This is a genomic window from uncultured Aquabacterium sp. (genome assembly GCF_913773725.1).
Classification (GTDB): domain Bacteria; phylum Pseudomonadota; class Gammaproteobacteria; order Burkholderiales; family Burkholderiaceae_C; genus Aquabacterium.
This window is the reverse complement of sequence record NZ_CAJYGK010000096.1, coordinates 63,362-83,942: the sequence shown is the minus strand read 5'-3', so window position 1 is coordinate 83,942 and position 20,581 is coordinate 63,362. Positions and strand designations below refer to the sequence as shown.

Sequence of the window (20,581 nt, the reverse complement as noted above, 5' to 3'; positions counted from 1 at the left end):
CTCCACGTCGTCGATGGCCAGCCCGTGGTCGAAGCCGTGGTTGTTCAAGAATGCCCACCGCAGCCACAACTTGGTCCCGGCCGGCCAGACGGTCGGCAGACTGCCACCCAGTCTGGCGCTCGCCAGCGGATCCCGCCCATTGACGATCTGCCCTTCCGGCGTCCCGATCAACGGAGAGGGCGAGTCGAAGTCGAACCCCTTGCCCGGGCGCACCCAGTTCACGTGGCCGAAGACCTCGCCCACGCCATACTCGAACACCATGGTGTTGAGGTTGTCGCTCGCGCCCTGGCGCCATTGCTGTCCCTGAAACCGCACGGCGATGCGGTCCAGGTCCTGCCCCGACAGGTTGCGAAAGGCCACCGTGATGTAGCCCGCCAGCGCACCGGCGGCAGGGGTGCCGAAATAGGCTGCGCCCGAGCCGAGCGCGCCCAGCGCCCGGTTGACATCGCCCTCCAGCCCGTAGCTGTAGAAGCTCCCTGAGCCGTCATCGCCCACATCGGCTCGGTAGGTGGGCGTGACCAGCGGCTGCTCCACGAAGTTCAGCAACGACCAGCCGGGCAAGGTCCGGTTGTCCACCCAGTCGTACGTGCGGCTGACCGCCCCCAGGGTGTTGAAGTCCTGGCGGTACACGTAGCGCCCGCTGCCATCCAGCTTCACAGGCAGTTCGGCACGCGCCAGCGGCATCGCGCCCAGACAGGCCAGTGCCAGCAGCACCGCCTGCCCACGACAGAACACGCTCATGCCGGTCTCCTCAGGCGCGCAGGTCGCGGCGACGCGCCCCAGCCACGGCCACGCCGAGCCCCACCAGGGCCAGCCAGACCGCGGACGGCTCCGGCACGGCGGCCACGGCGGTGCTCACGTACACGTTGTCGATCGCCAGCCCGTGGTCGTTGCCCGCGCTGTTGTAGTCGATCCAGGTCAGCCAGAGGGTCTGGCCCGGCTGCCAGTCGAGAGCGATGTCGCCACCCAGGCTCACGGCGTTGGCATTGCCGTCGATCCCGACGCCAGCGCCCGACGTGGTGTTGTAGACCGGCGAGTTGTACTTGAAAGACACGCCCGGGTTGATCCAGGTGCTCACGCCCTTGAACGTGTCGCCGAAGCCGTAGCGGAAGTCCAGCGTGTCGCTGCCCGGGTTGCCCGCGCCCAGGCGCCACTGCTCGGCCTCCCAGTAGACGCCCACACTGCTGAGGGCCTGGCCCGTGTCGTTGCGCAGGGCCAGGGCGATGTAGCCCGACAGGGCACCCGACGGCGGCGCGCCCCAGTAGGCGCCGGCCGACCCGACGGCGCCCAGCGCACGGTCGCTCGAATTGCCGTAGCTGTAGAAGATGCCGGTGCTGTCGCTGCCGTCGCTGGCGCGGTAGGTGGTCTTCGCGCTCTTGGTGCTGTCGAACAGCGACCAGCCGGCCAGCGTGCTGTCATTGGCCCAGGCCACGCTGCTGCCCGAGGAAGCCAGGCTGTCGAACGACTGCGTGTACTCGAAGACCGACAGGCCGCCCGCTTCGGGCGTCAGCGTGACACTCACGGCAGCGTGGGTCGAAGGCAGCACGGCAGCCAGCGCCAGGGCGGCGAGGTTCTTTTGAAAGCTCATGATGTGATCCGGTAAAACAACAAACGGGAGATGGGGTCAGGCCAGCGGCATCAGCTGGCGTTGGCCGGCGCCGGGCAGGGTCTGCCACGTGGGGCCGGGCTCCAGCCGGTGGCGGTCGGACTTGACGGTGTCCACGAAGTACCAGGTGGACTGGCAGACCTCGCGGGTGGCCGTCACCACCATGAAGCCGCGACGGCGCGTCTCGGCGTAGCGCAGGTGCGGCACGTTGTCCACCATCCAGCGCGCAAGCTGCTCGGGATCGTCCGTGCGCCGGGCTGCCTCCATGCCCGGCGACGAAACGCCCGGCGTGGCGAACTCGACGCCCACCGCGTTCCCGGACGGGTCCATCAGGTCGTTGGCCCAGGCGTTGTGCGTGTCTCCAGCCAGGACGACCAGGTTCCGATCCAGGCGGCGCGCAGCGGCGAACACGGCCTCGCGCTCGGCCCCGTAGCCGCTCCAGGCGTCCAGGTTCAAGGGCACCACGGGCTGATTGAGGATGTAGCGCTCGGCGCGAGTCAGCTCGCCAGGTCGGGTCGCGGCCTTGTGCGTCAGCGCCTCGTAGCCGCCCACGGAGATCTGCCCCAGGCCGATGGCCGCGGGGATGTCCATCTGACCCATGACCACCTGCTGCCCCAGCACTTGCCAGGTGGCACGCGACTGCGCCATCTGGGTCTGCAGCCAGCCCAGCTGGGTGGCCCCCATCAGGGCGCGGTCGGGCGCGTTCGCTGCGGCATACAGGGCCGCGGCATCGATGCCATCGGGGCCGACGAAATCGGCGGCCGACAACTGCGCCGTGCGGGCCAGCAGACTCGTCTCCAGCATGTGCAGCGACAGCACGTCAGCGAAGTCGAATGACCGGTAGATCCGACGCAGGTCCCCACTGTCCGGCGTGCGCACGGGCAGCCATTCATGGTAAGCCTTCAGCGCGGCGTCCCGGCGCGTGACGTAGTCGCCCTCGACACCGGCCGTGTGGTTCGCGGCACCGGTCAGGTGGGTGTTGTTGCACACCTCGTGGTCGTCCCACACCGCGATCATCGGCACACTGGCCATGAGCGCCTGCAGGCCTGGGTCGGTCCGGTACTGCGCATGGCGGATGCGGTAATCCGTCAGGCTCAGACACTCGTGCGGCGGCTGCACTTCGCGGCCCATCGCCGCCGCGTCATCCGACGCGTACCCGCCCCGGCCATACTCATAGATGAAGTCGCCCAGGTGCACCGCAGCATGCAGATCCGCCATGCGGGCCGCCTGCGCATAAGCGTGAAAGTATCCGGCGGGATAGTTGGAGCACGAGAACACCGCCAGACGGATGGGCTCGCGCGCCACGACCGGCAGCGTGCGGGTACGGCCGACCGGAGAGCGAACCCCGTTGTAGTTGAAACGATAGTGGTACACCGTGTCCGGGTTCAGGCCATCCACGTCCACCTTCACGGTGAAGTCGCGGGCGGCGCTGGTGCGCACGACCCCGCTGCGCACCAGGCGCGTGAAGGCAGCGTCCAGCGCCACCTCCCACAGCACGCGGGGATTGGCATCGCCCGATGCGGTCACGCGGGTCCACAGGATCACGCGCTGAGCCAGCGGGTCTCCACTGGCCACACCATGCACGAAGGGCGGCACCGCCGCTTCGGCGTGCGGCGCCCCAAGCAACACCGGCATCGCCAGCGCGGCGGCCCCCAGGCCACCGATGAACGCCCGGCGGTCGGCAAACTTCTGGTCCATCTCTGTCTCGATCTACTGCAACAACAAGACCGCCATGCTGCAGAAGATCGATGACACGCCTCATCGCGGTGCGCGCCCGACCATGATCCGGATGGATCCCCCTTGAAGCGGACAATCCTTGCGACAATGCCCGGATGCGGATGTCCACCTTCTTCCCTGCCATCGAACAGACCCGCTGTGTTCGGAACAGGCCCTCCGCGCGGGAGGCCCGATGAGCCGGCCGGCGCGCCCCGCCCTGCCCACACGAGACGGAGTCAGCGCCAGCTGTGTGGCCCTGCCCGCCGGCCCCTGGCCCACCATCCTCGACTTCCTGTGCGAGCGCATTCCGGCCGTTCAGCGCGACGACTGGGCCAGCCGCATGGCTGCCGGTGAAGTCGTCGATGCGGCCGGACACCCGCTGGATGTGGCCGCCCCCTACAGACCGCAGAGCCGGCTCTACTACTGGCGCAAGCTCGCGTTCGAGCACCTCATCCCGTTCGAGGAGCACATCGTTCACCAGGACGCGCACCTCGTCATTGCCGACAAGCCGCATTTCCTGCCCGTCACACCCAAAGGCCGCTATGTGCAGCAGACCCTGCTGGTGCGTCTCAAGCGGCGACTCGGCATCGACACCCTGGTTCCGGCCCACCGGCTGGACCGGGAGACCGCCGGGCTGGTGATGTTCACCGTGCAGCCTGCCACCCGGCACGCCTACCAGTCCCTGTTTCGGGATCGACGCATCCACAAGGTGTATGAGGCGGTGGCCGGACACCGCCCCGACCTGACGTTCCCCCTGGTTCGCCACAGCCGGCTCATCGAAAGCGAGCGCTTCATGGCCATGCAGGAAACCGAGGGCGAGCCCAATGCCGAGACGCGGATCGAGCGGGTGGCCGTGGATGGCCCCCGGGCGCTGTACCGGCTGCATCCCGTTACCGGGCAGAAGCACCAGCTGCGCGCGCACATGAACGCCCTGGGCCTGCCCATCGAGGGAGACCGGATCTACCCGGTTCTGCAGCCGGACCTGAGCGAGGGCAAAACGCCGGACTACCGCGACCCGCTGCAGCTGCTGGCTCGCGAACTGAGCTTCGTCGATCCTGTCACCGGCGAGGCCCGACGGTTTGAGAGCACGCTGCGGCTGAACTGGCCGGCGGCCACGTCAGGCAGCTGACGCCGCGCCGCGGTGCCTGCCCCGACGCCGGCGTATGCCGTATCAGCCCTGGGCGCCCGGCCTGCGCAGCAGCGCGCCCAGGCCCACGGCCAACAGCCCCAGCGCGGACAGCACGGCGACAGCCAGCGCCGCGATCGACTGCGGCGACATGCTGTCTGCGACCATGGCGCGGACGCTGGGCAGCGGCACCGTCACGCTGATGACGCCCACCGGCTGGCCGGCCTTGTAGCCAAAGCCCCCACCGCCATTGAACTGCTGGTTGGTGCGGATGAACTCGGGGGCCTTGTCGGGGGTGTCGTGGCACTTCAGGCAGCTGGCCTGGGCCATCACCGCACGCGCGTACAGCAGTCGCCCCGCCTCCACACGCCAGTACTCAAGGGGCGTCGCATCGGTGGCGGCCAGCCTCGAGGGCGTCCGCAAGGCATCGGCCTGCGCGGCCGGCAGTCGGGCAAAGGCCTTCTGAATGGCGTGGATGGCCTCCAGTTCGAACCCGTTGGGGGCGTTGTGGCGGTTGAGCACCGACTCGGCCGTCATCCGGTACTGTGACCGGCTGCCATTGGCGGCCAGGACATCGGCCAGTTCGCGCTGCACCAGGGCGGGGTTCTTCCAGTGATAAGCCTCAATCCGGTCCATGGCCTGCCGTTCGCCCATCCGGTCGTCGGTCTTGCTGCCCTGCAGGATGCCGGAATCGCCCTCCGACACGGCATACACCGAGCGGGTCAGGAACGTGCCGGGCAAGGCGGCTTGCGCCCCCTGGGTCCGGGCATGCACGCCACCGTACTGCGAAGCCCAGCGACCCACATTTTCGGCCATGTCGGCCACCGTGCGGCCTTCGTTGACCGTGCGGGTCAGTGTCAGTTGGTGGGCGGCCTGCCACGCGCCCATCACGAGCGAGCCGGACAGACCGGCGGCAAACACCAGAATCAGCAAACCAGAAGAACGACGCACGTTGACTTACCTCTTTGAAGGACAGCGATGCCCCTGCGTCCGAGGCATCGCGACAAGGCCAGGCAGGCCGGTCAGGCCACCATGGATTCGCCCATGCGGATGGGCTGACCCGGCACCCAGCTCGGGTTGAATGCCAGTTCGCCCTTGGGGAACAGCATCACCACGGTGGAGCCCAGCAGGAACCGCCCCATCTCTTCGCCCTTGCGGAGCACGACGGGCTGGTCGTCATATCGCCACTCGCGCACCTGACCGTGGCGCGGCGGGTTCACCACCCCGTGCCACACGGTGGCCATGCTGCCCACCACCGTGGCGCCCACCAGCGTCAGCACGAAGGGCCCGTGCTCGCCCTCGAACACGCAGACCACGCGCTCGTTGCGCGCGAACAGCCCTGGCACACCGCGCGCGGTGGCTGGGTTCACCGAGAACAGCTCGCCCGGCACGTAGATCATGCGGGTCAAGCGGCCATCGCACGGCATGTGGATGCGGTGGTAGTCGCGCGGGCTCAGGTACAACGTCGCGAAATGCCCGCCTTCGAACTGCGCGGCCAGAGCAGCGTCGCCGCCCACCAGGGCCGTTGTGCTGTAGCTGTGCCCTTTGGCCTGGAAGATCTGGTCACGGTCGATCGGACCGCACTGGCTCACCGCCCCGTCGACCGGGCACACCAGACGCGCCTCGGCAATGGGGCGCACACCGGGTTTCAGCGGGCGGGTGAAGAACTCGTTGAAGCTGCTGTAGCTGCTCAACTCCGGCTGCTCGGCCTCGGCCATGTTCACACCATAGCGGCCCGCGAACCAGCGGATGAACGCGGTGGTCAGGGGGCCGCCCTGGGCCGAGGCGCCCCAGCCCGCCAGGCGCGTCAGCGCCACCTTGGGCAGGATGTACTGGGACAGGACGAAGAGACGTTCAGACACCGCGGCTTCCATTGAGTGAAACCGCCCGATTTTATCGGTCCTGGGCCGGTACGGGCTGGCACGCTTCTCGCAAACAAGACTGTATACAGTTTTGTCACCCTGGAGCCTTTGCCCATGACCGCGACTTCGCGCACCCGCCGCACCCTGCTGTCCACCCTGGCCACCGCTGCCGCCCTGACCTGGGGCGCACTTGGCACCACATCGGTGCGCGCCGAGACCCCGATCAAGTTCCAGCTGGACTGGCGCTTCGAGGGCCCTGCCGCCCTCTTCCTGCACCCCGCTGCCAAGGGCTACTTCAAGCAGGCCGGCCTGGACGTGGCCATCGACGCCGGCAACGGCTCGGGCGGCACCGTCACCCGCGTGGCGTCCGGCTCGTACGACATGGGCTTTGCCGACATGGCCGCGCTGATGGAGTTCCACGCCAACAACCCGGACGTGCCCAACAAGCCCGTGGCCATCATGATGGTCTACAACAACACGCCGGCTGCGGCCTTCGCACTGAAGAAGTCCGGCATCAAGACGCCGGCCGATCTGGTCGGCAAGAAGCTCGGCGCGCCGGTGTTCGACTCGGGCCGCAAGTCCTGGCCCATCTTCGCCAAGGCCAACAAGCTGGGCGCCGTCACCTGGGTCAGCATGGACCCGCCGCTGCGCGAAACCATGCTGGTCCGCGGTGACGTCGATGCCATCACCGGCTTCTCGTTCACCTCGGTGCTCAACTTGGAAGCCCGCGGCGCCAAGGCCGACGAGATCGTGATGTTTCCGTACGCGCAGTACGGCGTGAAGCTCTACGGCAACGCCATCATCGCCTCGCCCAAGATCCTCAAGGAGAACCCCGAAGCGGTGAAAGCCTTCCTCAAGGCCTTTGCCAAGGGCGCGAAGGAAGTCATGGCTGCCCCCGATGCCGCCATCGAGTCGGTCAAGGCCCGCGACGGCATCATCAACGTCGAACTGGAAAAGCGCCGCCTGAAGATCGCCATCGAACAGGTGGTGGCCAGCCCTGACGCCCACGCCGAAGGCTTCGGCCAGGTCAAGCTGCCGCGCCTGGCCCTGATGGCCTCGCAGGTGGGCGACGCCTTCAACACCAAAACCCGCGTCAACCCGGACGCCGTGTGGACCCCGGCCTTCCTGCCGGCTGCGGCCGACCTGAACGTGTTGCCCGCCAAGAAGTAAGCAGGCGCACGCCCCTCACCACGCCGCAGAAGGAACAGGCATGACGGCCTTTGTCGATTTCCAGAACGTCTGGCTCGCGTACAACGACGAGCTGCTGGCCAAGCAGCAGTTCGCCGTCGAAGACATCAGCATCCAGATCAAGAAAGGCGAGTTTGTCGCCATCGTCGGGCCGTCGGGCTGCGGCAAATCCACGTTCATGAAGCTCACCACCGGTCTGAAAATGCCCTCCCGGGGCAAGATCACGATCGGCGGTGAGCCCGTGACCGGACCGCTCAAGATCACCGGCATGGCGTTCCAGGCGCCCTCGCTACTGCCCTGGCGCACCACGGTCGACAACGTGCTGCTGCCCCTGGAGATCGTCGAGCCCTACCGCTCGAACTTCAAGGCCAAGCGCAAGGAGTACGAAGCCAAGGCGCGGGCCCTGCTGCAGAGCGTGGGCCTGGGCGGCTACGAAGACAAATACCCCTGGCAGCTCTCGGGCGGCATGCAGCAGCGTGCGTCCATCTGCCGTGCGCTGATCCACGAGCCGCAGATGCTGCTGCTCGACGAACCCTTCGGCGCGCTGGATGCGTTCACCCGTGAGGAGCTCTGGTGCGCGCTGCGCGACCTGCAGGCCGAACAGGGCTTCAACGTCATCCTCGTCACGCACGACCTGCGTGAAGCGGTGTTCCTGGCCGACACCGTGTACGTCATGAGCAAGAGCCCGGGCCGCATCCTCGCCCGGCGCGAGATCGAACTGCCCCGCCCGCGCGACCTGGAAGTGACCTACACACCCGAGTTCACGAACGTCGTGCACGAGTTGCGCGCGCACATCGGCGCCATGCGCAAGCCCGCCACCATCAAATCGCAAGTGGAGATCGCGCAATGAGCCTCTCGTCCCGACAGCTGGAGCGCTGGGCCCCCTGGGCCTTGCTGCTCGCCGTCATCCTGCTGTGGCAGGCCATCTGTTCGGCACTCAACGTGTCCGAGTTCATCTTTCCCAGCCCCGTCCGCATTGCATCGCAGATTGCCGAGTTCCACAGCGAGCTGCTGCGGCATGCGTGGCGCACCTTCTGGGTCACGATGGCCGGCTTCGGCATCGCCATCGTCGTGGGCGTGCTGCTGGGCTTTTTGATCGGCAGCTCGCGGCTCGCCTACGCCGCCGTCTATCCCCTGATGACGGCCTTCAACGCCCTGCCCAAGGCCGCCTTCATCCCCATCCTGGTGGTGTGGTTCGGCATCGGCGTGGGGCCGGCGGTGCTCACGGCCTTCCTGATCAGCTTCTTTCCGATCATGGTCAACATCGCGACGGGCCTGGCCACCCTCGAGCCCGAGCTGGAGGACGTGCTGCGTGTGCTGGGTGCCCGGCGCTGGGACGTGCTCATCAAGGTGGGCCTGCCACGTTCGATGCCCTACTTCTACGGTTCGCTGAAAGTGGCCATCACGCTGGCCTTCGTGGGCACCACCGTCTCCGAGATGACCGCGGCCAACGAAGGCATCGGCTACCTGCTGATCAGCGCGGGCTCCGCCATGCAGATGGGCCTGGCCTTCGGCGGCCTGGTCATCGTCGGGGCCATGGCGATGATCATGTACGAGGTGTTCTCCGTGGTGGAAAAGCGCACCACGGGCTGGGCCCACCGCGGCAGCCAGAACCACTGAACGGCCGTGAACTGCCTGATGCTATGGGCCCATCCGGATGAGGGCAGCTACAGCGCGGCCCTGATGCAGCGCGCCCGGCTCACCCTCGAACAGGCAGGCCATGTGGTGCATGTGCTCGACCTGTACCGCCTGGGCTTCGACCCGGTGCTGTCGCCGCTCGAGAAGCAGTCCTACCTCGCCCGCACACAGGACAACGTCGACGCGCTCGCGCCCCATGTCGAGGCCCTGCGCTGGGCCGAGGCCATGATCGTGGTCTACCCGACCTGGATGTACGGCCCGCCCGCCATCCTCAAGGGCTGGCTGGATCGTGTCATGCTGCCCGGAGTGGCGTTCGAACTCGGCGGCGCACGCCACCGGCCGATCCGGGGCTGCCTCGGGAACATCCGCCATTTCATCGGCATCACCACCTCCGGCTCACCCTGGTGGTGGCTGCGCGTGATCGGCGACCCAGGACGCAGCCTGTTCATGAAAGGCCTGCGTCCCCTGTTCAACCTGCGCTGCCGTGCCCGATGGTTGCAACTTCACAGCATGAACTACCAGACCCCTGCCGCGCGCGAGCGCTTCCTGCTGCGCGTCGAACGTACCCTGCGCGCCCTGCGCTGACATGACCCCCTGTCCGTCTCAAGGAGTCCTTCGATGAACCTCGTCTCGTCCCTTGCCCACGCCACCCGGCCGGCCCTGCGCCTGGTGGCCGCTGCCACGCTGCTCGGCATCCTGCCCACGCACGCGGCCGACAAGTTCACCTACCTGACCAACTGGTATGCGCAGGCCGAGCATGGCGGCTTCTACCAGGCCCAGGCCACGGGCCTGTACAGCAAGGCCGGGCTGGACGTGACGATCAAGATGGGCGGCCCCCAGGTCAACCTGATGCAGCTGCTGGTGGCCGGCCAGGCAGACTGCATCATGGGCTACGACGTGCAGACCATGAAGGCCTGGGAGCAAGGCATCCAGGCCGTGACCGTGGCCGCCGCCTTCCAGAAGGACCCCGCGGTCATCATCGCCCACCCGGACGTGAAGAAGTTCGAAGACCTCAAGAGCCGCACCATCCTCGTGGGCAGTGCCGGCATGGTCACCTACTGGCCCTGGGTCAAGACCAAGTACGGCTTCACCGACGCCCAGATGCGCCCCTACACCTTCAACATCCAGCCCTTTCTGGCGGACAAGAACATCGCGCAGCAAGGCTACCTGGCGTCCGAGCCCTACAGCATCGAGAAGCAAGGCGGCATCAAGCCTTCGGTGTTCCTGTTGTCCGACCTGGGCTGGCCTCCGTACGCCACGACCATTGTCTGCACGGCCGACACCGTGAAGAACAAGCCCAAGCAGGTGGCGGCCTTCGTGAAGGCCTCGATGGAGGGCTGGAAGAGTTACCTGACGGGCGACCCGAGCCCGGCCAACGCCCTCATCAAGAAGGACAATCCGAACATGACGGACGACCTCATCGCCAACGGCATTGCCAAGATGAAGGAAGTCGGCATGGTCTTCGGCGGCGACGCGGCCAGGCAGGGCATCGGTGTGATCACCGACGCACGCATGAAACAGACCTACGACATGATGGTGACCCACAAGTTGCTGGATCCGTCCAAGGTCGACGTGAAGAAGACCTACACGACCCAGTTCGTGCAGAACCTCAAGGTCATGCCCTGACCTCTTCAGAAAGGCCCGCCATGCGCCAGAGCCTGCCCGTGATCGACCTCAGCCAGCGTGAAGGCCTGCCTCAACGCCTGGACGCCGCCTGCCGCCACGAAGGCTTCTTCTACCTGGTCGGCCACGACGTGGACCCGGCCGTGCGCGCGGCCGCCTTCGACGCCGGCAAGCGGTTCTTCGCCCTGCCCGATCACGAGAAGGCACGCTGGCACATCGAGCGCAGCGGCATCCACCGCGGCTGGGATCCGATCGCCTGGCAGGCGCTGGACCCGGGGCAACCGGGCGACCTGAAAGAGAGCTTCTACCTGGGCGTGGACCGGGGCCCCGACGACCCGCTGGTGCGCGCGGGCACGCCGAACCAGGGCCCGAACCAGTGGCCCGATGCCACGCTGGTGCCCGGCTTCCGCGAGGCCGTTCAGGCCTACGAGCAGGCCTTGAACCAACTGGCCCGCCGGCTGCTCTCGCTCATGGCCCAGGGCCTCGGCCTGCCGGCCAACTGGTTCGACGCCTGCCTGCGCGACCCCATGCCGGTGCTGCGCCTGCTGCACTACCCGCCCCAGCCGCCGTCCCACGCCCTGCTGCCCGGACAGATCGGCTGCGGCGCCCACACCGACTGGGGCAGCATCACGCTGCTGGCGCAGGACGAGGCCGGCGGCCTTCAGGTCCAGGCCGCCGACGGCACGTGGTTCGACGCCCCGCCCATCCGCGACGCCTTCGTCGTCAACCTGGGTGACATGATGGCCCGCTGGACCAACGACCGCTACCGCTCGACGCCGCACCGGGTGCTGAACCCGCTGGGTCAGGAGCGTTACTCGCTGGCCTACTTCTTCGACATCGACTACCACGCACGTGTGGAGGCCCTGCCGGGCTGCCACAGCGCATCCAACCCGCCCCGCTATCCGCCCACGACCGCCGGGCAGCACATCATCGAGATGTATGAACGCACCCGCGCCAGCCATTGAAGTCCTCTCTGCCGAGCAGGTCTACCCCAATGGCACACGGGCGCTCATGCCCGTGTCGCTCACCATCCAGCCTGGCGAGTTCGTCACCCTGCTCGGCCCTTCCGGCTGTGGCAAGAGCACGCTGCTGAAGATGGTGGCCGGCCTGCTGCCTCCCAGCGATGGCCGCATCCTCCTGTCCCGCAAACCGGTGGGTGATCCTTCGGCCGATCCCCGGCTGTCCTTCGTGTTCCAGGAAGCGACGCTGATGCCCTGGGCCAACGTCGCCACGAACGTCCGCCTGCCGCTCGATCTCGCCGGCGTTCCGCGTGCCGAGGCCGACGCCCGTGTGGCCGAGGCTCTGGCGCTGGTGGGCCTGGAGGCCTTTGGCCGGCATCGCCCGCGCGAACTGTCCGGGGGCATGCAGATGCGGGTGTCGATCGCACGGGGGCTGGTCACCCGGCCCCGGCTGCTGCTGATGGACGAGCCCTTCGGCGCACTCGACGAGATCACGCGCAACCGGCTCGACAGCGACCTGCTCGCGCTGTGGCGTCAGCAGGGGCTCACGGTGGTGTTCGTCACCCACAGCATCACCGAAGCGGTGTTTCTTTCAAGCCGTGTCATCGTCATGGCGGCCCGCCCCGGACGGGTGGTCGAGGACATCCCGGTCGAGGCCGTCTGGCCGCGCGACGACGAGTACCGGACCTCACCCCGCTTCAACGAGCTGGTGCGGCGCCTTCAGCACAGCCTGAACGAGGCCAGTCAGGAGCCCACATCATGAGCCAACCGACCCATCGTCATGCCGCGCTCATGCAGCAGTACGTGCTGCCTCTGCTGCTGGCCGTGCTGCTGATCGGGCTGTGGCAGGTCTGGACGGTGGCCGCACAGGTGCCGTCCTACCTGGTCCCCTCCCCGCTCGACATCGCCCGCACCCTCGTGAGCGACTTCGGCCTGCTGATGGGCGCGCTGTGGGTCACGGTCAAGATCACGGTGCTGGCCTTCCTCAGCGCCGTCGTGCTCGGTGCCCTCATTGCCTTTGCCTTCGTGCAGAGCCGCTGGATCGAGGCCGCCTTCTTTCCTTATGCGGTGCTGCTCCAGGTCACGCCCATCGTGGCCATTGCCCCGCTGATCATCATCTGGGTCAAGGACCCGACGCTGTCGCTGGTGGTGTGCGCCACGCTGGTCGCACTCTTTCCCATCATCAGCAACACCACCGTGGGCCTGCGCAGCGTCCACCCCGGGCTGGCGGCCTACTTCCAGCTGCAGAGGGCTTCGCGCTGGCAGGTGCTGGTGAGGCTGCGCATCCCGTCGGCCCTGCCCTACTTCTTTGCGGGCCTGCGCATCTCGGGCGGCCTGGCCCTGATCGGCGCCGTCGTGGCCGAGTTCGTGGCGGGCACGGGCGGAACCGGCACCGGTCTGGCCTACCAGATCCTGCAGTCCGGATACCAACTCAACATCCCGCGCCTGTTTGCGGCGCTGCTTCTCATCTCCCTGACCGGTGTGGCCGTCTTCGCGGCCTTGGCCGGACTCACACGCTGGGCGCTTGGCGGCTGGCACGAAAGCGAGCTCAACCGATGAGCGACACCTCCCTTCTCATCCGAAACGCACAGGCCATCCTCACCGGCCTGGATGGCGAGGCCATGCGGCACGACGTCGCCCGTCTCGGCGGCGACCTGCGCGTGCGCGGCAGCCGCATCGAGGCCATGGGCCGCCTCACGCCCGAACCCGGCGAGCGCATCATCGATGCCACTGGCAGCGTCGTGATGCCCGGCTGGGTCAATACACACCATCACCTGTTCCAGAGTCTACTGAAGGGCATACCGGCCGGCATCAACCTCGGGCTGATGGGCTGGCTGAGCGCCGTGCCCGTGTCCTACCGCCGACATTTCGACCACGACGCCGTGATGCGCCTGGCGGCCCGGCTCGGCATGGTCGAGCTGCTGCTGTCGGGCTGCACCACGGTGGCCGACCACCAGTATCACTACTACCCCGGCATGCCTTTCGACGCGTCACAGGCCGTGTTCGACGAGGCCGCTGCACTGGGCGTGCGCTTCGTGCTGTGTCGCGGCGGACAGACCATCGCCCGTGCGATCGACGTCAACCCACCGCCACAGGTGCAGCCCGAAACGCTCGAGGCCTTTCTGGCTGCCGTCGAGCACGACGTTCATCGCTTCCACGATCCGGCCCCCGATGCCCTGCGCCGCGTGGTCAGCGCCCCCACGACGCCCACCTGGTCTGTGCCGGTCGAGCACCTGCGTCCCATTGCCGACGAAGCCCGCCGACTGGGCATCCGCCTGCACAGCCACCTGAGCGAAACCGCCGACTACATCCGCTACACCCAGGAGGTGCACGGCTGCTCCCCGGTGGACTTTGTCGAGCAGCACGGCTGGCTGGGCGAGGACGTTTGGTACGCCCATCTGGTCCACCTCAGCGACAGCGACCTGGCCAAGCTGGCGCGCACGGACACTGGCATGGCGCACTGCCCGCAAAGCAACTGCCGGCTCGGATCAGGGGTGGCCCCCGCGCCCGCACTGCACCGCGCTGGCGGGCGCGTGTCCCTGGCCGTCGATGGCGCCGCATCCAATGAAGCGGCCGACATGCTCCACGAGGCCCACACCACCTGGATGGTGCACCGCGCCGTCGGCGGCGCCGACGCCATCACGGCCGAAGAAGTGCTCTACATGGGCACGGCCGGCGGCGCCCGCGTGCTGGGCCTGGACGCCGTCGGCACACTGCAGCCCGGTCAGGCCGCCGACCTGGTGATCCTGCCGCTGAACGAACCGCGCCAATGGGGGCTGCACGACCCGGCCATGGCCCCCGTGATGAGCGGCGCGGCCCGCCCCAGCCACGTGCTGTGTCACGGGCGCGTGGTGGTCGACCAGGGGGGGATCCCGGGGCTCGACCTGACAGCCCTGCGGGCCGAGGCCGAGGCCGCGGTTCGCGTCATGCAAGAGGCCGCTTGATGGCCGCACCCCTTCCCGGCATGAACACCACCCACCGCTATCCCCCGCTACCGCCCCTGAGCGAAACCCAGGTGCTGACCTTGCTGCGCAGGGCCAACGCCGTGGCCGAGCGGGCCCGCTCGCTTGGCCGGCACCCCTTTGGCGCCATCCTCGTCGCGCCGGACGGCGTCACCGTGCTGGCCGAACAGGGCAACGTCGACACCGTGAACCACGCCGAATCGGTGCTGGCCCGCACGGCGGCGCTCAATTTCAGTCCGGAAGTGCTCTGGCAGTGCACGCTCGTGACCACGGCAGAGCCGTGTGCGATGTGCGCGGCCACGCAGTACTGGGCCAACATCGGCCGCGTGGTCTACGGCATGACGGAGCACCGCTTGCTGGAACTGACCGGTGACGCCAGCGAGAACCCGACCATGAACCTGCCGTGCCGAGAGGTGTTCGCGCGGGGTCAGAAGCCGATCGAGGTCGTGGGCCCGGTGCCCGCGGTGGAGCACGAGATCGCCGCCCTGCACCAGGGGTTCTGGCACAAGCCCGCCTGATCCAAAACCACCCGGTCGGCCTGCACCTTCAACGACGCGGCCGCAGCGCGGTCATAGGTGGGTCACTGGTGGGCCACCAGCCATGACTTGGCGGCTTCCAGGGCCACCAACGGCGAGACATATCCCGCACCCACGGTGACCTCGCCGTCCCAGGCCACCTTTGGCGGGTCGCCTTCGATCGCCACGGCCTCGACGCTCACGGCCCACATGCCGGTGCCGCGCCGTCGCCGGGCGGTCACCAGGTAGCTGCACCCTTCCAGGTCGACCGTCTCGTCCACCATGCTGGGGTTGAGTTGCTGCCAGGTCGTTCCCATGATCGCCTCCGTGCATCAGGTGGGCCTGGAAGCATTGTGCGCCATCCAGGGCAGCGACAACACAGGCCTAACCCTGAGCGCGCCCCAAGCGCCGTCGTGCCTCCGTCACTTCCTGGGATGAACTGTCCCTGTCCGCGTTTCTCCTTGGAGCCGTGGCGCCACCGCCCGGGTGCACGGAAGGGAGCCGCTCAAACATTGACGCGGGTCAGATCGCGCCGGCATCAACAGGAGCAAGTTGTGATGGATTCCCGCGTGAACCGTACGAACGCGTTTCGCGAATCTCACGCCGGGGACGAGATGGCTGTCATTTCCGAAAAGGAGTTTTCATGCGTCCGCTCATTCGTTCTCTCATCGCTGCCGCTGCGATCGGTTCCACAGGCGGGGTGAGTGCGACCAACTATTGGCTCAATTTCACGGCGACGGACTTCGTATCAAACAACGGAACGTTCGCGCCCCAAGAAACGGTCCACGGAACGCTCTTGCTGGACATCAACGATGCACATGGGTGGGTCGACGCTGTCCATCATGTCGACCTGGAGATAGCGGGCCACGCATACAAGGTGGAAGAAATCGCCATCGACGTGCACTACCCCAACAGCGTGCTATTCGGAGCGGAGCATGCTTCGGCGCGCCTGACTCCCGGAACCAACGATTTCTGGTTCATCGCCAACATGGACCGGAACGCGGCCAAGTTCGCCTACATGACGCCGCAGTCACCTACCAGCATGTTCGATGCGAAGAGCATCACATATGCATTCACTCCCGCTGTACCCGAGCCGTCCGCCATCGTCCTGGCCATGGCGGGGCTCTCTCTGGTGGGGCTCAAGGCCAGACGCGCAGCAACTCGTCCAGACCGTTGAAGGGCAGAAGGCGCACTTCCAGAAAGCGATGGGACCTCCCCACGGCGCAAGTAATCCCGCCGCGGGAACAAAGGGGGCCGTTTTGCCCCTGAAACGACAAAGGCGACAAACACTTAAGTGCTTGTCGCCTTTGAACTATTCGGTGGGGTGGCTGATGGGACTCGAACCCACGACAACCAGAATCACAATTTGCGTTTTTACCCATGTAAATCAACGACTTAACGCGGTTCCTGGGAAAATTTAGACGGCTATTTCCATCAAAGCATTGCTAGTTAATCACTAGCTTTCCCACGCTCCGAGCAGTCGGTGCATTGGACTGTGACAGCATCCTGCAGGGCCGTCAAGGTCAGGGCGAGCCGGTCAGCTTCTCCTGCCAGGTGGACAGCTTCTGCCGCACATTCGCCGAGTAGGTCGCTTTCTCGCGCTCCAGCAGGCTCGGGTCGATCACCAGTCGGCGGCTCTCCTGCACCACCACTGGCGCGGGCTCGGCGGGCGCGCAGGGCGCTGCGCAGCCTGTCAAGCTCATCGTGAGCAGCAGCAAGCTGGCCAGCAGCAGCCAGGCTTCGGGTTTCAGCTTCACGTTCCTTCTCCTTCAACAGTCGTTCACGCCGGGCGTCGTCGGCGCGTCGCCGCTCGGACTCCCGGGCGGCCAGGGCGGCCGTTTCGGCCGCGTGCTTGGCGTAGCCCTCCCGCAGCTTGGCGTCCCCGAAAGCCCGAAGGGCCAGGGCCGCCAGCACCAGGGCCAGCGCCGCGTACAGCAGTCGGTGCACGTTCAAACCTTTCCGGCCAGGATGGCCAGCATGTTGTTGATCTCGCGGCGGCGGCGTTCCTTCTCCAGCATGGCCGGGCCGTTGATGGCCTTGGTGATGCCGTCGAGGTCGCGCCGGTCGGCCAGGGCGTTGCAGCCGGCAACAGACCAGTACCAGGCCGCCGACAGGGCCGCGTCATCGGGCTGCAGCAGCAAGTCGGGCTGTTCCAGGTAGGGGCGCCCCAGCTCACGGCCAGCGCGCTCGTACCAGGCCCGGCCGGTGAGCTGGAAGATCCCCCGCCCGCGGAAGCGCCAGCCGTCGCCGCTGGCTTCGTTGCCGTTGCCGTTCTTGCCGGCATAGGCCCGGTTGGCCAGCTTCTGCGGCTGGCGCACGTAGCCGCGGGCGAACTCGATTTCCGCCGGGCTGATCTTCCTGTCGCCGTCGAGGTCGAAGCGGCTGCGGAAGATCGTGGCGATGCGCTCGGGGCTGGAATAGACCAGGTTTTCCTCGATGCGCACCAGCCCGGAGGTTTCCACGATGGCGTTGCCCAGGAAGCCCGCCAGGCGGGCGGCCGTGTCGATGCCGTGCAGCGCGCAGGCAGCGCGCAGCGGGTCGATGAAGCGCCGGGCGAGCGTCGGCGGCACGTCGGCCGCCAGCAGATGATCGAGCGTCAGCGCCACACCCATTCCGGCCTCCCCTTGATGCTCAGGTTCAGCTTGATGCCGAAGGCCCCGCCCGTGCGCCAGCCCAGATAGAACCGGCAGTGCTGCGACAGATAGGACACGAACGGCAGGAACAGGCGCCAGCGGCCGGCCAGGTAGATCCGCGTGTAGCACCACAGGAAGCCACCCCCCGGCTTGTGGATGCGCGGCACCCACAGCCCCGTCACCAGGCGGTGTCGGTCGGCAAAGCCGATGACGTACCAGGTGAAGTTATGGGCCGGGTTGCGCAGCCACCATTGCACGGCCAGCCAGAACGTCTTGGGCCGGCCCTGGCGCCATGGATCGTCGCCCCAATACCCGTCGTCATCGTTGCCGAACAGCGCCCACCAGGGATTGAGCTTCTTCCACCATGGCAGCGGCTTGCGGCGCGCCGGCAGGTTCACGTCGAACGGGGCGTGCTCGTTGTTCGGTGGCCACCACCAGGCGCCGTCGAAGATGGCCACCAGCTCGCTGCGGTAGCGCAGCAGCACGAAGGCCACCAGGGCAGCCAGGGCGATGGCCGAGGCGCTGTCGTGCACGCCAGCCATGGCGGGCAAGGCCGCGAACCAGGCGCCCCAGCACACCAGGCCGATGAGCGCCCAGCGCAGCAGTGGGTGGCTCTTGCCATCCACGCCGGACAGGCACAGCAGCAGGCCGCCGGCCGCGATCAGCACGCCCACGGCGAGCTGCAGGATGCAGGCGAGGTCCATCACTTGCCCTCCCCCACGTTGAAGCGGCGCAGCAGGCGCTGCACGATGGGCAGCAGCTCGCGCTGGCCGATCATGGCCAGGAACAACGTGCACAGCGGGTCGGCGGCGCCCACCGGCAGCTTGGCGTCGGGGTCGGAGATCACCGCGTTGATGGTGCTGATGACCGGGCGGCCGAGCAGCGAGCCGCCCCAGATCCCGATGCCCATGGCCAGGCCGAAGGTCAGGATGGCGGGCAGCAGGCTGCGCAGGGACAGCTCCAGGCGGTCGCTGTTGCTCACCGCGATGGCAGCACCCAGCACGGCGGCCAGGACGACAGGGGCAGGCACCCCCATGGTGGTGGCGACGACAGCCAGGCACGACGTGACTGCCGCGCAACTGGCCAGAGCCGCCGAGGTCGGTTCAGGCATCAGATCCTCCAATGAAAAAGCCCGCCAAGTGGCGGGCTCGGTTGCCGGGGTGTTGTTGGTGTCAGATCAGGTCGGCCAGCTCGGCGCGCAGCTTCTCGGCCCGCGCCTCCAGCTCCACCAGGCGCGACGTATCGCCGGTCACGACTGACTCACGCATGGCTCGGGGGGTCTTTGCGTCGATGGCGAGCAGTTCGGCTTTAATCTCCCCGATGCGAGGGTGGGCGTTGGCCACAACGGGCGGCCAATGATTGGTCACATCAATCCAGTCCGATGCGATCAAAACCATCAGTTCGGCCTGCTTCTGGTCGCTGATGTCGAAGCCGTGAACGTGCCCATCAGGGTCTTTGAGGTATTTCATGCTCATGGTCTGTTACCGCAGTTCGCACCAAGAGGCGATGGCGCCAAGGGTGCCACCCAGCGTGACAGAGTAGGACGCGCCGGGCGGGACGATGAAGGATGGAATCGCTGTGCCAAAAAGCGATGAGGTGTCATACGTCATGGTGGTGATGATGTTCGTGCCGCCCACGTTGATGGTCACGGTAGGCGCGCCGCTGCTTGTGTCTGGAAGTGCGACAAGCACCTGAATTGGTCGGACCGTTGTGTTGTAGTACGTGGTTCCAGCGGCCCGCGAGCCGGTGACGTTCTGCCATGTCTGGCCTACGCCAATCGAGGCGGAGGCGCCAAACGCGGGATTCAGCAGCACCCACTTGTCCAGCGTGCTGTCGTAGGTCATTTCCAGCCAGTGGCCAGCACCTGCAATGTCGCTAGCCAGCAGCGGGAGGTTGTTCCCCTTGACGATGGCGCGGGCCGGCAGCGAGCCAGGCGCGAAGGTCGGGGCCGTGCTGGTGTTGGCCGCCGAGGCGCGCACGAACAGCGTCATCCCGTCGGCCACGGCAGTGACCTGCGGGTTGAAGTTGGCCGTTATGGCGTCGGCCGTGCCACCGGCTGTCGCGGCCGAGAACTGGTTGTTCTGGAAGCCGCCGCGCACCATGCCAGCGCTCGGCAGGATGGGCGCGCCAGGGAACAGGCTGATGTGGGCGTTGGTGATCGAGGATTGGCCGTTGGCCACCGTCACCACGTAAAGGCCCACGTAGTTGGCGTCCGGGCTCGGGGTCTGCTGCGAGCCGGTGGCCGCGGCCGCGCCGGCCTTGGCCGAAAGCGTCACGATCACATCGCGCTCGGTGGCCTGCGGCTGCCCGGTGTTGTTCGGCCCGCTGAACGCAACGGCCGGGTTGCCGCTGTTGTAGTACGGCAGGACCGTCGGGAGCAGATCCACCTCGGTCAAAGTGGCCTGGATCAGATAGTTGATCGACTGGCCGGCCGTGCCCGGGGCGGCCAGGGTCAGGAACGTGGTGTCGAGGTTGACGCCCTGTTTGACGACCTGGCGGGCCGTGTCGGCCGGCAGCGAGCTGTAGGCCGTGCTGTCGAGGTTGGCCAGCGCGTAGATTTCGCCCGGGCCGACAGCCACCCGCATCGAGGCCGGCGTGTCTTGCGTGACGGTCAGGCCGTTGACGATGGTCGAGGTGCCAAACAGCGCGTGGGCCATCTTGCCGATGGCCACCATGATGTTGCGGTTGGTGCGCAACAGGTCAGTCTCAAGCGGGATCTGACCGGGGTAGTTGATGACGCGATCCATGGAAT

General features: G+C 67.2%; 23 protein-coding genes and 1 pseudogene. 12 read left to right on the top strand and 12 right to left on the bottom strand.

What is annotated here, in order from left to right:
* From QZ709_RS11625 to QZ709_RS11615, 3 genes and pseudogenes are all read right to left on the bottom strand, one after another.
* Positions 1-741: pseudogene (locus QZ709_RS11625) on the bottom strand (hypothetical protein); the annotation flags it as partial.
* Positions 742-751: 10 nt separating this feature from the next.
* The gene (locus QZ709_RS11620) at positions 752-1,588 is read right to left on the bottom strand and encodes a PEP-CTERM sorting domain-containing protein (RefSeq protein WP_294637462.1); all 837 of its coding nucleotides are present in this window, start codon (positions 1,586-1,588) and stop codon (positions 752-754) included.
* Positions 1,589-1,624: 36 nt separating this feature from the next.
* Positions 1,625-3,304, bottom strand: coding sequence for an alkaline phosphatase D family protein (locus tag QZ709_RS11615; protein WP_294637461.1), 1,680 nt, complete (start codon positions 3,302-3,304; stop codon positions 1,625-1,627).
* A gap of 211 nt (positions 3,305-3,515) precedes the next feature.
* Here QZ709_RS11615 and QZ709_RS11610 point away from each other — a divergent pair, with 211 nt between their 5' ends.
* A complete protein-coding gene (locus QZ709_RS11610) occupies positions 3,516-4,451 on the top strand; it encodes a pseudouridine synthase (protein ID WP_294637460.1) in 936 nt (311 codons plus the stop codon).
* Positions 4,452-4,493: 42 nt separating this feature from the next.
* Here the strand turns inward: QZ709_RS11610 and QZ709_RS11605 are convergent, their stop codons facing one another.
* The gene (locus QZ709_RS11605) at positions 4,494-5,399 is read right to left on the bottom strand and encodes a DUF3365 domain-containing protein (protein ID WP_294637459.1); all 906 of its coding nucleotides are present in this window, start codon (positions 5,397-5,399) and stop codon (positions 4,494-4,496) included.
* Between the two features lie 71 nt (positions 5,400-5,470).
* Positions 5,471-6,310, bottom strand: a complete 840-nt coding sequence (gene asd / locus QZ709_RS11600) for an archaetidylserine decarboxylase (RefSeq protein WP_294637458.1) — start codon at positions 6,308-6,310, stop codon at positions 5,471-5,473.
* 114 nt (positions 6,311-6,424) lie between these two features.
* Here asd and QZ709_RS11595 point away from each other — a divergent pair, with 114 nt between their 5' ends.
* From QZ709_RS11595 to QZ709_RS11550, 10 genes are read left to right on the top strand one after another with little or no spacing between them, the layout of a single operon-like run.
* On the top strand, positions 6,425-7,480 hold the full coding sequence (locus tag QZ709_RS11595; protein ID WP_294637457.1) for an ABC transporter substrate-binding protein: 1,056 nt from the start codon (positions 6,425-6,427) through the stop codon (positions 7,478-7,480).
* Between the two features lie 40 nt (positions 7,481-7,520).
* Complete coding sequence (locus tag QZ709_RS11590; protein WP_294637456.1) at positions 7,521-8,348, top strand: ABC transporter ATP-binding protein; 828 nt, start codon at positions 7,521-7,523, stop codon at positions 8,346-8,348.
* Positions 8,345-9,118, top strand: a complete 774-nt coding sequence (locus QZ709_RS11585; protein WP_294637455.1) for an ABC transporter permease — start codon at positions 8,345-8,347, stop codon at positions 9,116-9,118. Before QZ709_RS11590 ends, QZ709_RS11585 begins: the two co-directional genes overlap by 4 nt.
* A gap of 6 nt (positions 9,119-9,124) precedes the next feature.
* On the top strand, positions 9,125-9,721 hold the full coding sequence (locus QZ709_RS11580) for an NAD(P)H-dependent oxidoreductase (protein WP_294637454.1): 597 nt from the start codon (positions 9,125-9,127) through the stop codon (positions 9,719-9,721).
* Positions 9,722-9,754: 33 nt separating this feature from the next.
* A complete protein-coding gene (locus tag QZ709_RS11575; protein ID WP_294637453.1) occupies positions 9,755-10,762 on the top strand; it encodes an ABC transporter substrate-binding protein in 1,008 nt (335 codons plus the stop codon).
* Between the two features lie 20 nt (positions 10,763-10,782).
* Positions 10,783-11,724, top strand: coding sequence for a 2-oxoglutarate and iron-dependent oxygenase domain-containing protein (locus QZ709_RS11570; RefSeq protein WP_294637452.1), 942 nt, complete (start codon positions 10,783-10,785; stop codon positions 11,722-11,724).
* Positions 11,699-12,481 (top strand): ABC transporter ATP-binding protein, encoded by a 783-nt coding sequence (locus QZ709_RS11565; protein WP_294637451.1) that lies wholly within the window; start codon positions 11,699-11,701, stop codon positions 12,479-12,481. The genes QZ709_RS11570 and QZ709_RS11565 overlap by 26 nt, the downstream gene beginning before the upstream one ends.
* The gene (locus tag QZ709_RS11560) at positions 12,478-13,278 is read left to right on the top strand and encodes an ABC transporter permease (protein ID WP_294637450.1); all 801 of its coding nucleotides are present in this window, start codon (positions 12,478-12,480) and stop codon (positions 13,276-13,278) included. The genes QZ709_RS11565 and QZ709_RS11560 overlap by 4 nt, the downstream gene beginning before the upstream one ends.
* The gene (locus QZ709_RS11555; protein WP_294637449.1) at positions 13,275-14,663 is read left to right on the top strand and encodes an amidohydrolase family protein; all 1,389 of its coding nucleotides are present in this window, start codon (positions 13,275-13,277) and stop codon (positions 14,661-14,663) included. Before QZ709_RS11560 ends, QZ709_RS11555 begins: the two co-directional genes overlap by 4 nt.
* Positions 14,663-15,199 carry a nucleoside deaminase gene (locus QZ709_RS11550; protein ID WP_294637448.1) on the top strand — a complete coding sequence of 179 codons (537 nt, stop codon included), beginning with the start codon at positions 14,663-14,665 and terminating at the stop codon, positions 15,197-15,199. The genes QZ709_RS11555 and QZ709_RS11550 overlap by 1 nt, the downstream gene beginning before the upstream one ends.
* Before the next feature lie 62 nt (positions 15,200-15,261).
* Here QZ709_RS11550 and QZ709_RS11545 read toward each other — a convergent pair whose 3' ends face one another.
* Positions 15,262-15,513 (bottom strand): hypothetical protein, encoded by a 252-nt coding sequence (locus tag QZ709_RS11545; RefSeq protein WP_294637447.1) that lies wholly within the window; start codon positions 15,511-15,513, stop codon positions 15,262-15,264.
* A gap of 326 nt (positions 15,514-15,839) precedes the next feature.
* Between QZ709_RS11545 and QZ709_RS11540 the strand changes: the two genes are divergently transcribed.
* Positions 15,840-16,373, top strand: coding sequence for a PEP-CTERM sorting domain-containing protein (locus QZ709_RS11540; protein ID WP_294637446.1), 534 nt, complete (start codon positions 15,840-15,842; stop codon positions 16,371-16,373).
* A gap of 346 nt (positions 16,374-16,719) precedes the next feature.
* Here the strand turns inward: QZ709_RS11540 and QZ709_RS11535 are convergent, their stop codons facing one another.
* The 6 genes from QZ709_RS11535 to QZ709_RS11510 form a co-directional block, all read right to left on the bottom strand.
* Positions 16,720-16,953, bottom strand: a complete 234-nt coding sequence (locus QZ709_RS11535) for a hypothetical protein (protein WP_294637445.1) — start codon at positions 16,951-16,953, stop codon at positions 16,720-16,722.
* 192 nt (positions 16,954-17,145) lie between these two features.
* Positions 17,146-17,808 carry a glycoside hydrolase family 19 protein gene (locus QZ709_RS11530; RefSeq protein WP_294637444.1) on the bottom strand — a complete coding sequence of 221 codons (663 nt, stop codon included), beginning with the start codon at positions 17,806-17,808 and terminating at the stop codon, positions 17,146-17,148.
* Positions 17,793-18,533 (bottom strand): hypothetical protein, encoded by a 741-nt coding sequence (locus tag QZ709_RS11525; RefSeq protein WP_294637443.1) that lies wholly within the window; start codon positions 18,531-18,533, stop codon positions 17,793-17,795. Before QZ709_RS11525 ends, QZ709_RS11530 begins: the two co-directional genes overlap by 16 nt.
* Positions 18,533-18,940 carry a hypothetical protein gene (locus QZ709_RS11520; RefSeq protein WP_294637442.1) on the bottom strand — a complete coding sequence of 136 codons (408 nt, stop codon included), beginning with the start codon at positions 18,938-18,940 and terminating at the stop codon, positions 18,533-18,535. The genes QZ709_RS11525 and QZ709_RS11520 overlap by 1 nt, the downstream gene beginning before the upstream one ends.
* 61 nt (positions 18,941-19,001) lie before the next feature.
* A complete protein-coding gene (locus QZ709_RS11515; RefSeq protein WP_294637441.1) occupies positions 19,002-19,304 on the bottom strand; it encodes a hypothetical protein in 303 nt (100 codons plus the stop codon).
* A 6-nt stretch (positions 19,305-19,310) separates the two neighbouring features.
* Complete coding sequence (locus QZ709_RS11510; RefSeq protein WP_294637440.1) at positions 19,311-20,576, bottom strand: hypothetical protein; 1,266 nt, start codon at positions 20,574-20,576, stop codon at positions 19,311-19,313.
* Positions 20,577-20,581: the final 5 nt, after the last annotated feature.

What these genes read in the sequence shown, in the direction of transcription:
- QZ709_RS11620 (WP_294637462.1), bottom strand. Translation starts at nt 1,588, where the DNA reads ATGAGCTTTCAAAAGAACCTCGCCGCCCTGGCGCTGGCTGCCGTGCTG.
- QZ709_RS11615 (WP_294637461.1), bottom strand. Translation starts at nt 3,304, where the DNA reads ATGGACCAGAAGTTTGCCGACCGCCGGGCGTTCATCGGTGGCCTGGGG.
- QZ709_RS11610 (WP_294637460.1), top strand. Translation starts at nt 3,516, where the DNA reads ATGAGCCGGCCGGCGCGCCCCGCCCTGCCCACACGAGACGGAGTCAGC.
- QZ709_RS11595 (WP_294637457.1), top strand. Translation starts at nt 6,425, where the DNA reads ATGACCGCGACTTCGCGCACCCGCCGCACCCTGCTGTCCACCCTGGCC.
- QZ709_RS11590 (WP_294637456.1), top strand. Translation starts at nt 7,521, where the DNA reads ATGACGGCCTTTGTCGATTTCCAGAACGTCTGGCTCGCGTACAACGAC.
- QZ709_RS11585 (WP_294637455.1), top strand. Translation starts at nt 8,345, where the DNA reads ATGAGCCTCTCGTCCCGACAGCTGGAGCGCTGGGCCCCCTGGGCCTTG.
- QZ709_RS11575 (WP_294637453.1), top strand. Translation starts at nt 9,755, where the DNA reads ATGAACCTCGTCTCGTCCCTTGCCCACGCCACCCGGCCGGCCCTGCGC.
- QZ709_RS11570 (WP_294637452.1), top strand. Translation starts at nt 10,783, where the DNA reads ATGCGCCAGAGCCTGCCCGTGATCGACCTCAGCCAGCGTGAAGGCCTG.
- QZ709_RS11565 (WP_294637451.1), top strand. Translation starts at nt 11,699, where the DNA reads ATGAACGCACCCGCGCCAGCCATTGAAGTCCTCTCTGCCGAGCAGGTC.
- QZ709_RS11560 (WP_294637450.1), top strand. Translation starts at nt 12,478, where the DNA reads ATGAGCCAACCGACCCATCGTCATGCCGCGCTCATGCAGCAGTACGTG.
- QZ709_RS11555 (WP_294637449.1), top strand. Translation starts at nt 13,275, where the DNA reads ATGAGCGACACCTCCCTTCTCATCCGAAACGCACAGGCCATCCTCACC.
- QZ709_RS11550 (WP_294637448.1), top strand. Translation starts at nt 14,663, where the DNA reads ATGGCCGCACCCCTTCCCGGCATGAACACCACCCACCGCTATCCCCCG.
- QZ709_RS11545 (WP_294637447.1), bottom strand. Translation starts at nt 15,513, where the DNA reads ATGGGAACGACCTGGCAGCAACTCAACCCCAGCATGGTGGACGAGACG.
- QZ709_RS11540 (WP_294637446.1), top strand. Translation starts at nt 15,840, where the DNA reads ATGCGTCCGCTCATTCGTTCTCTCATCGCTGCCGCTGCGATCGGTTCC.
- QZ709_RS11530 (WP_294637444.1), bottom strand. Translation starts at nt 17,808, where the DNA reads ATGGGTGTGGCGCTGACGCTCGATCATCTGCTGGCGGCCGACGTGCCG.
- QZ709_RS11525 (WP_294637443.1), bottom strand. Translation starts at nt 18,533, where the DNA reads ATGGACCTCGCCTGCATCCTGCAGCTCGCCGTGGGCGTGCTGATCGCG.
- QZ709_RS11520 (WP_294637442.1), bottom strand. Translation starts at nt 18,940, where the DNA reads ATGCCTGAACCGACCTCGGCGGCTCTGGCCAGTTGCGCGGCAGTCACG.
- QZ709_RS11515 (WP_294637441.1), bottom strand. Translation starts at nt 19,304, where the DNA reads ATGAGCATGAAATACCTCAAAGACCCTGATGGGCACGTTCACGGCTTC.
- QZ709_RS11510 (WP_294637440.1), bottom strand. Translation starts at nt 20,576, where the DNA reads ATGGATCGCGTCATCAACTACCCCGGTCAGATCCCGCTTGAGACTGAC.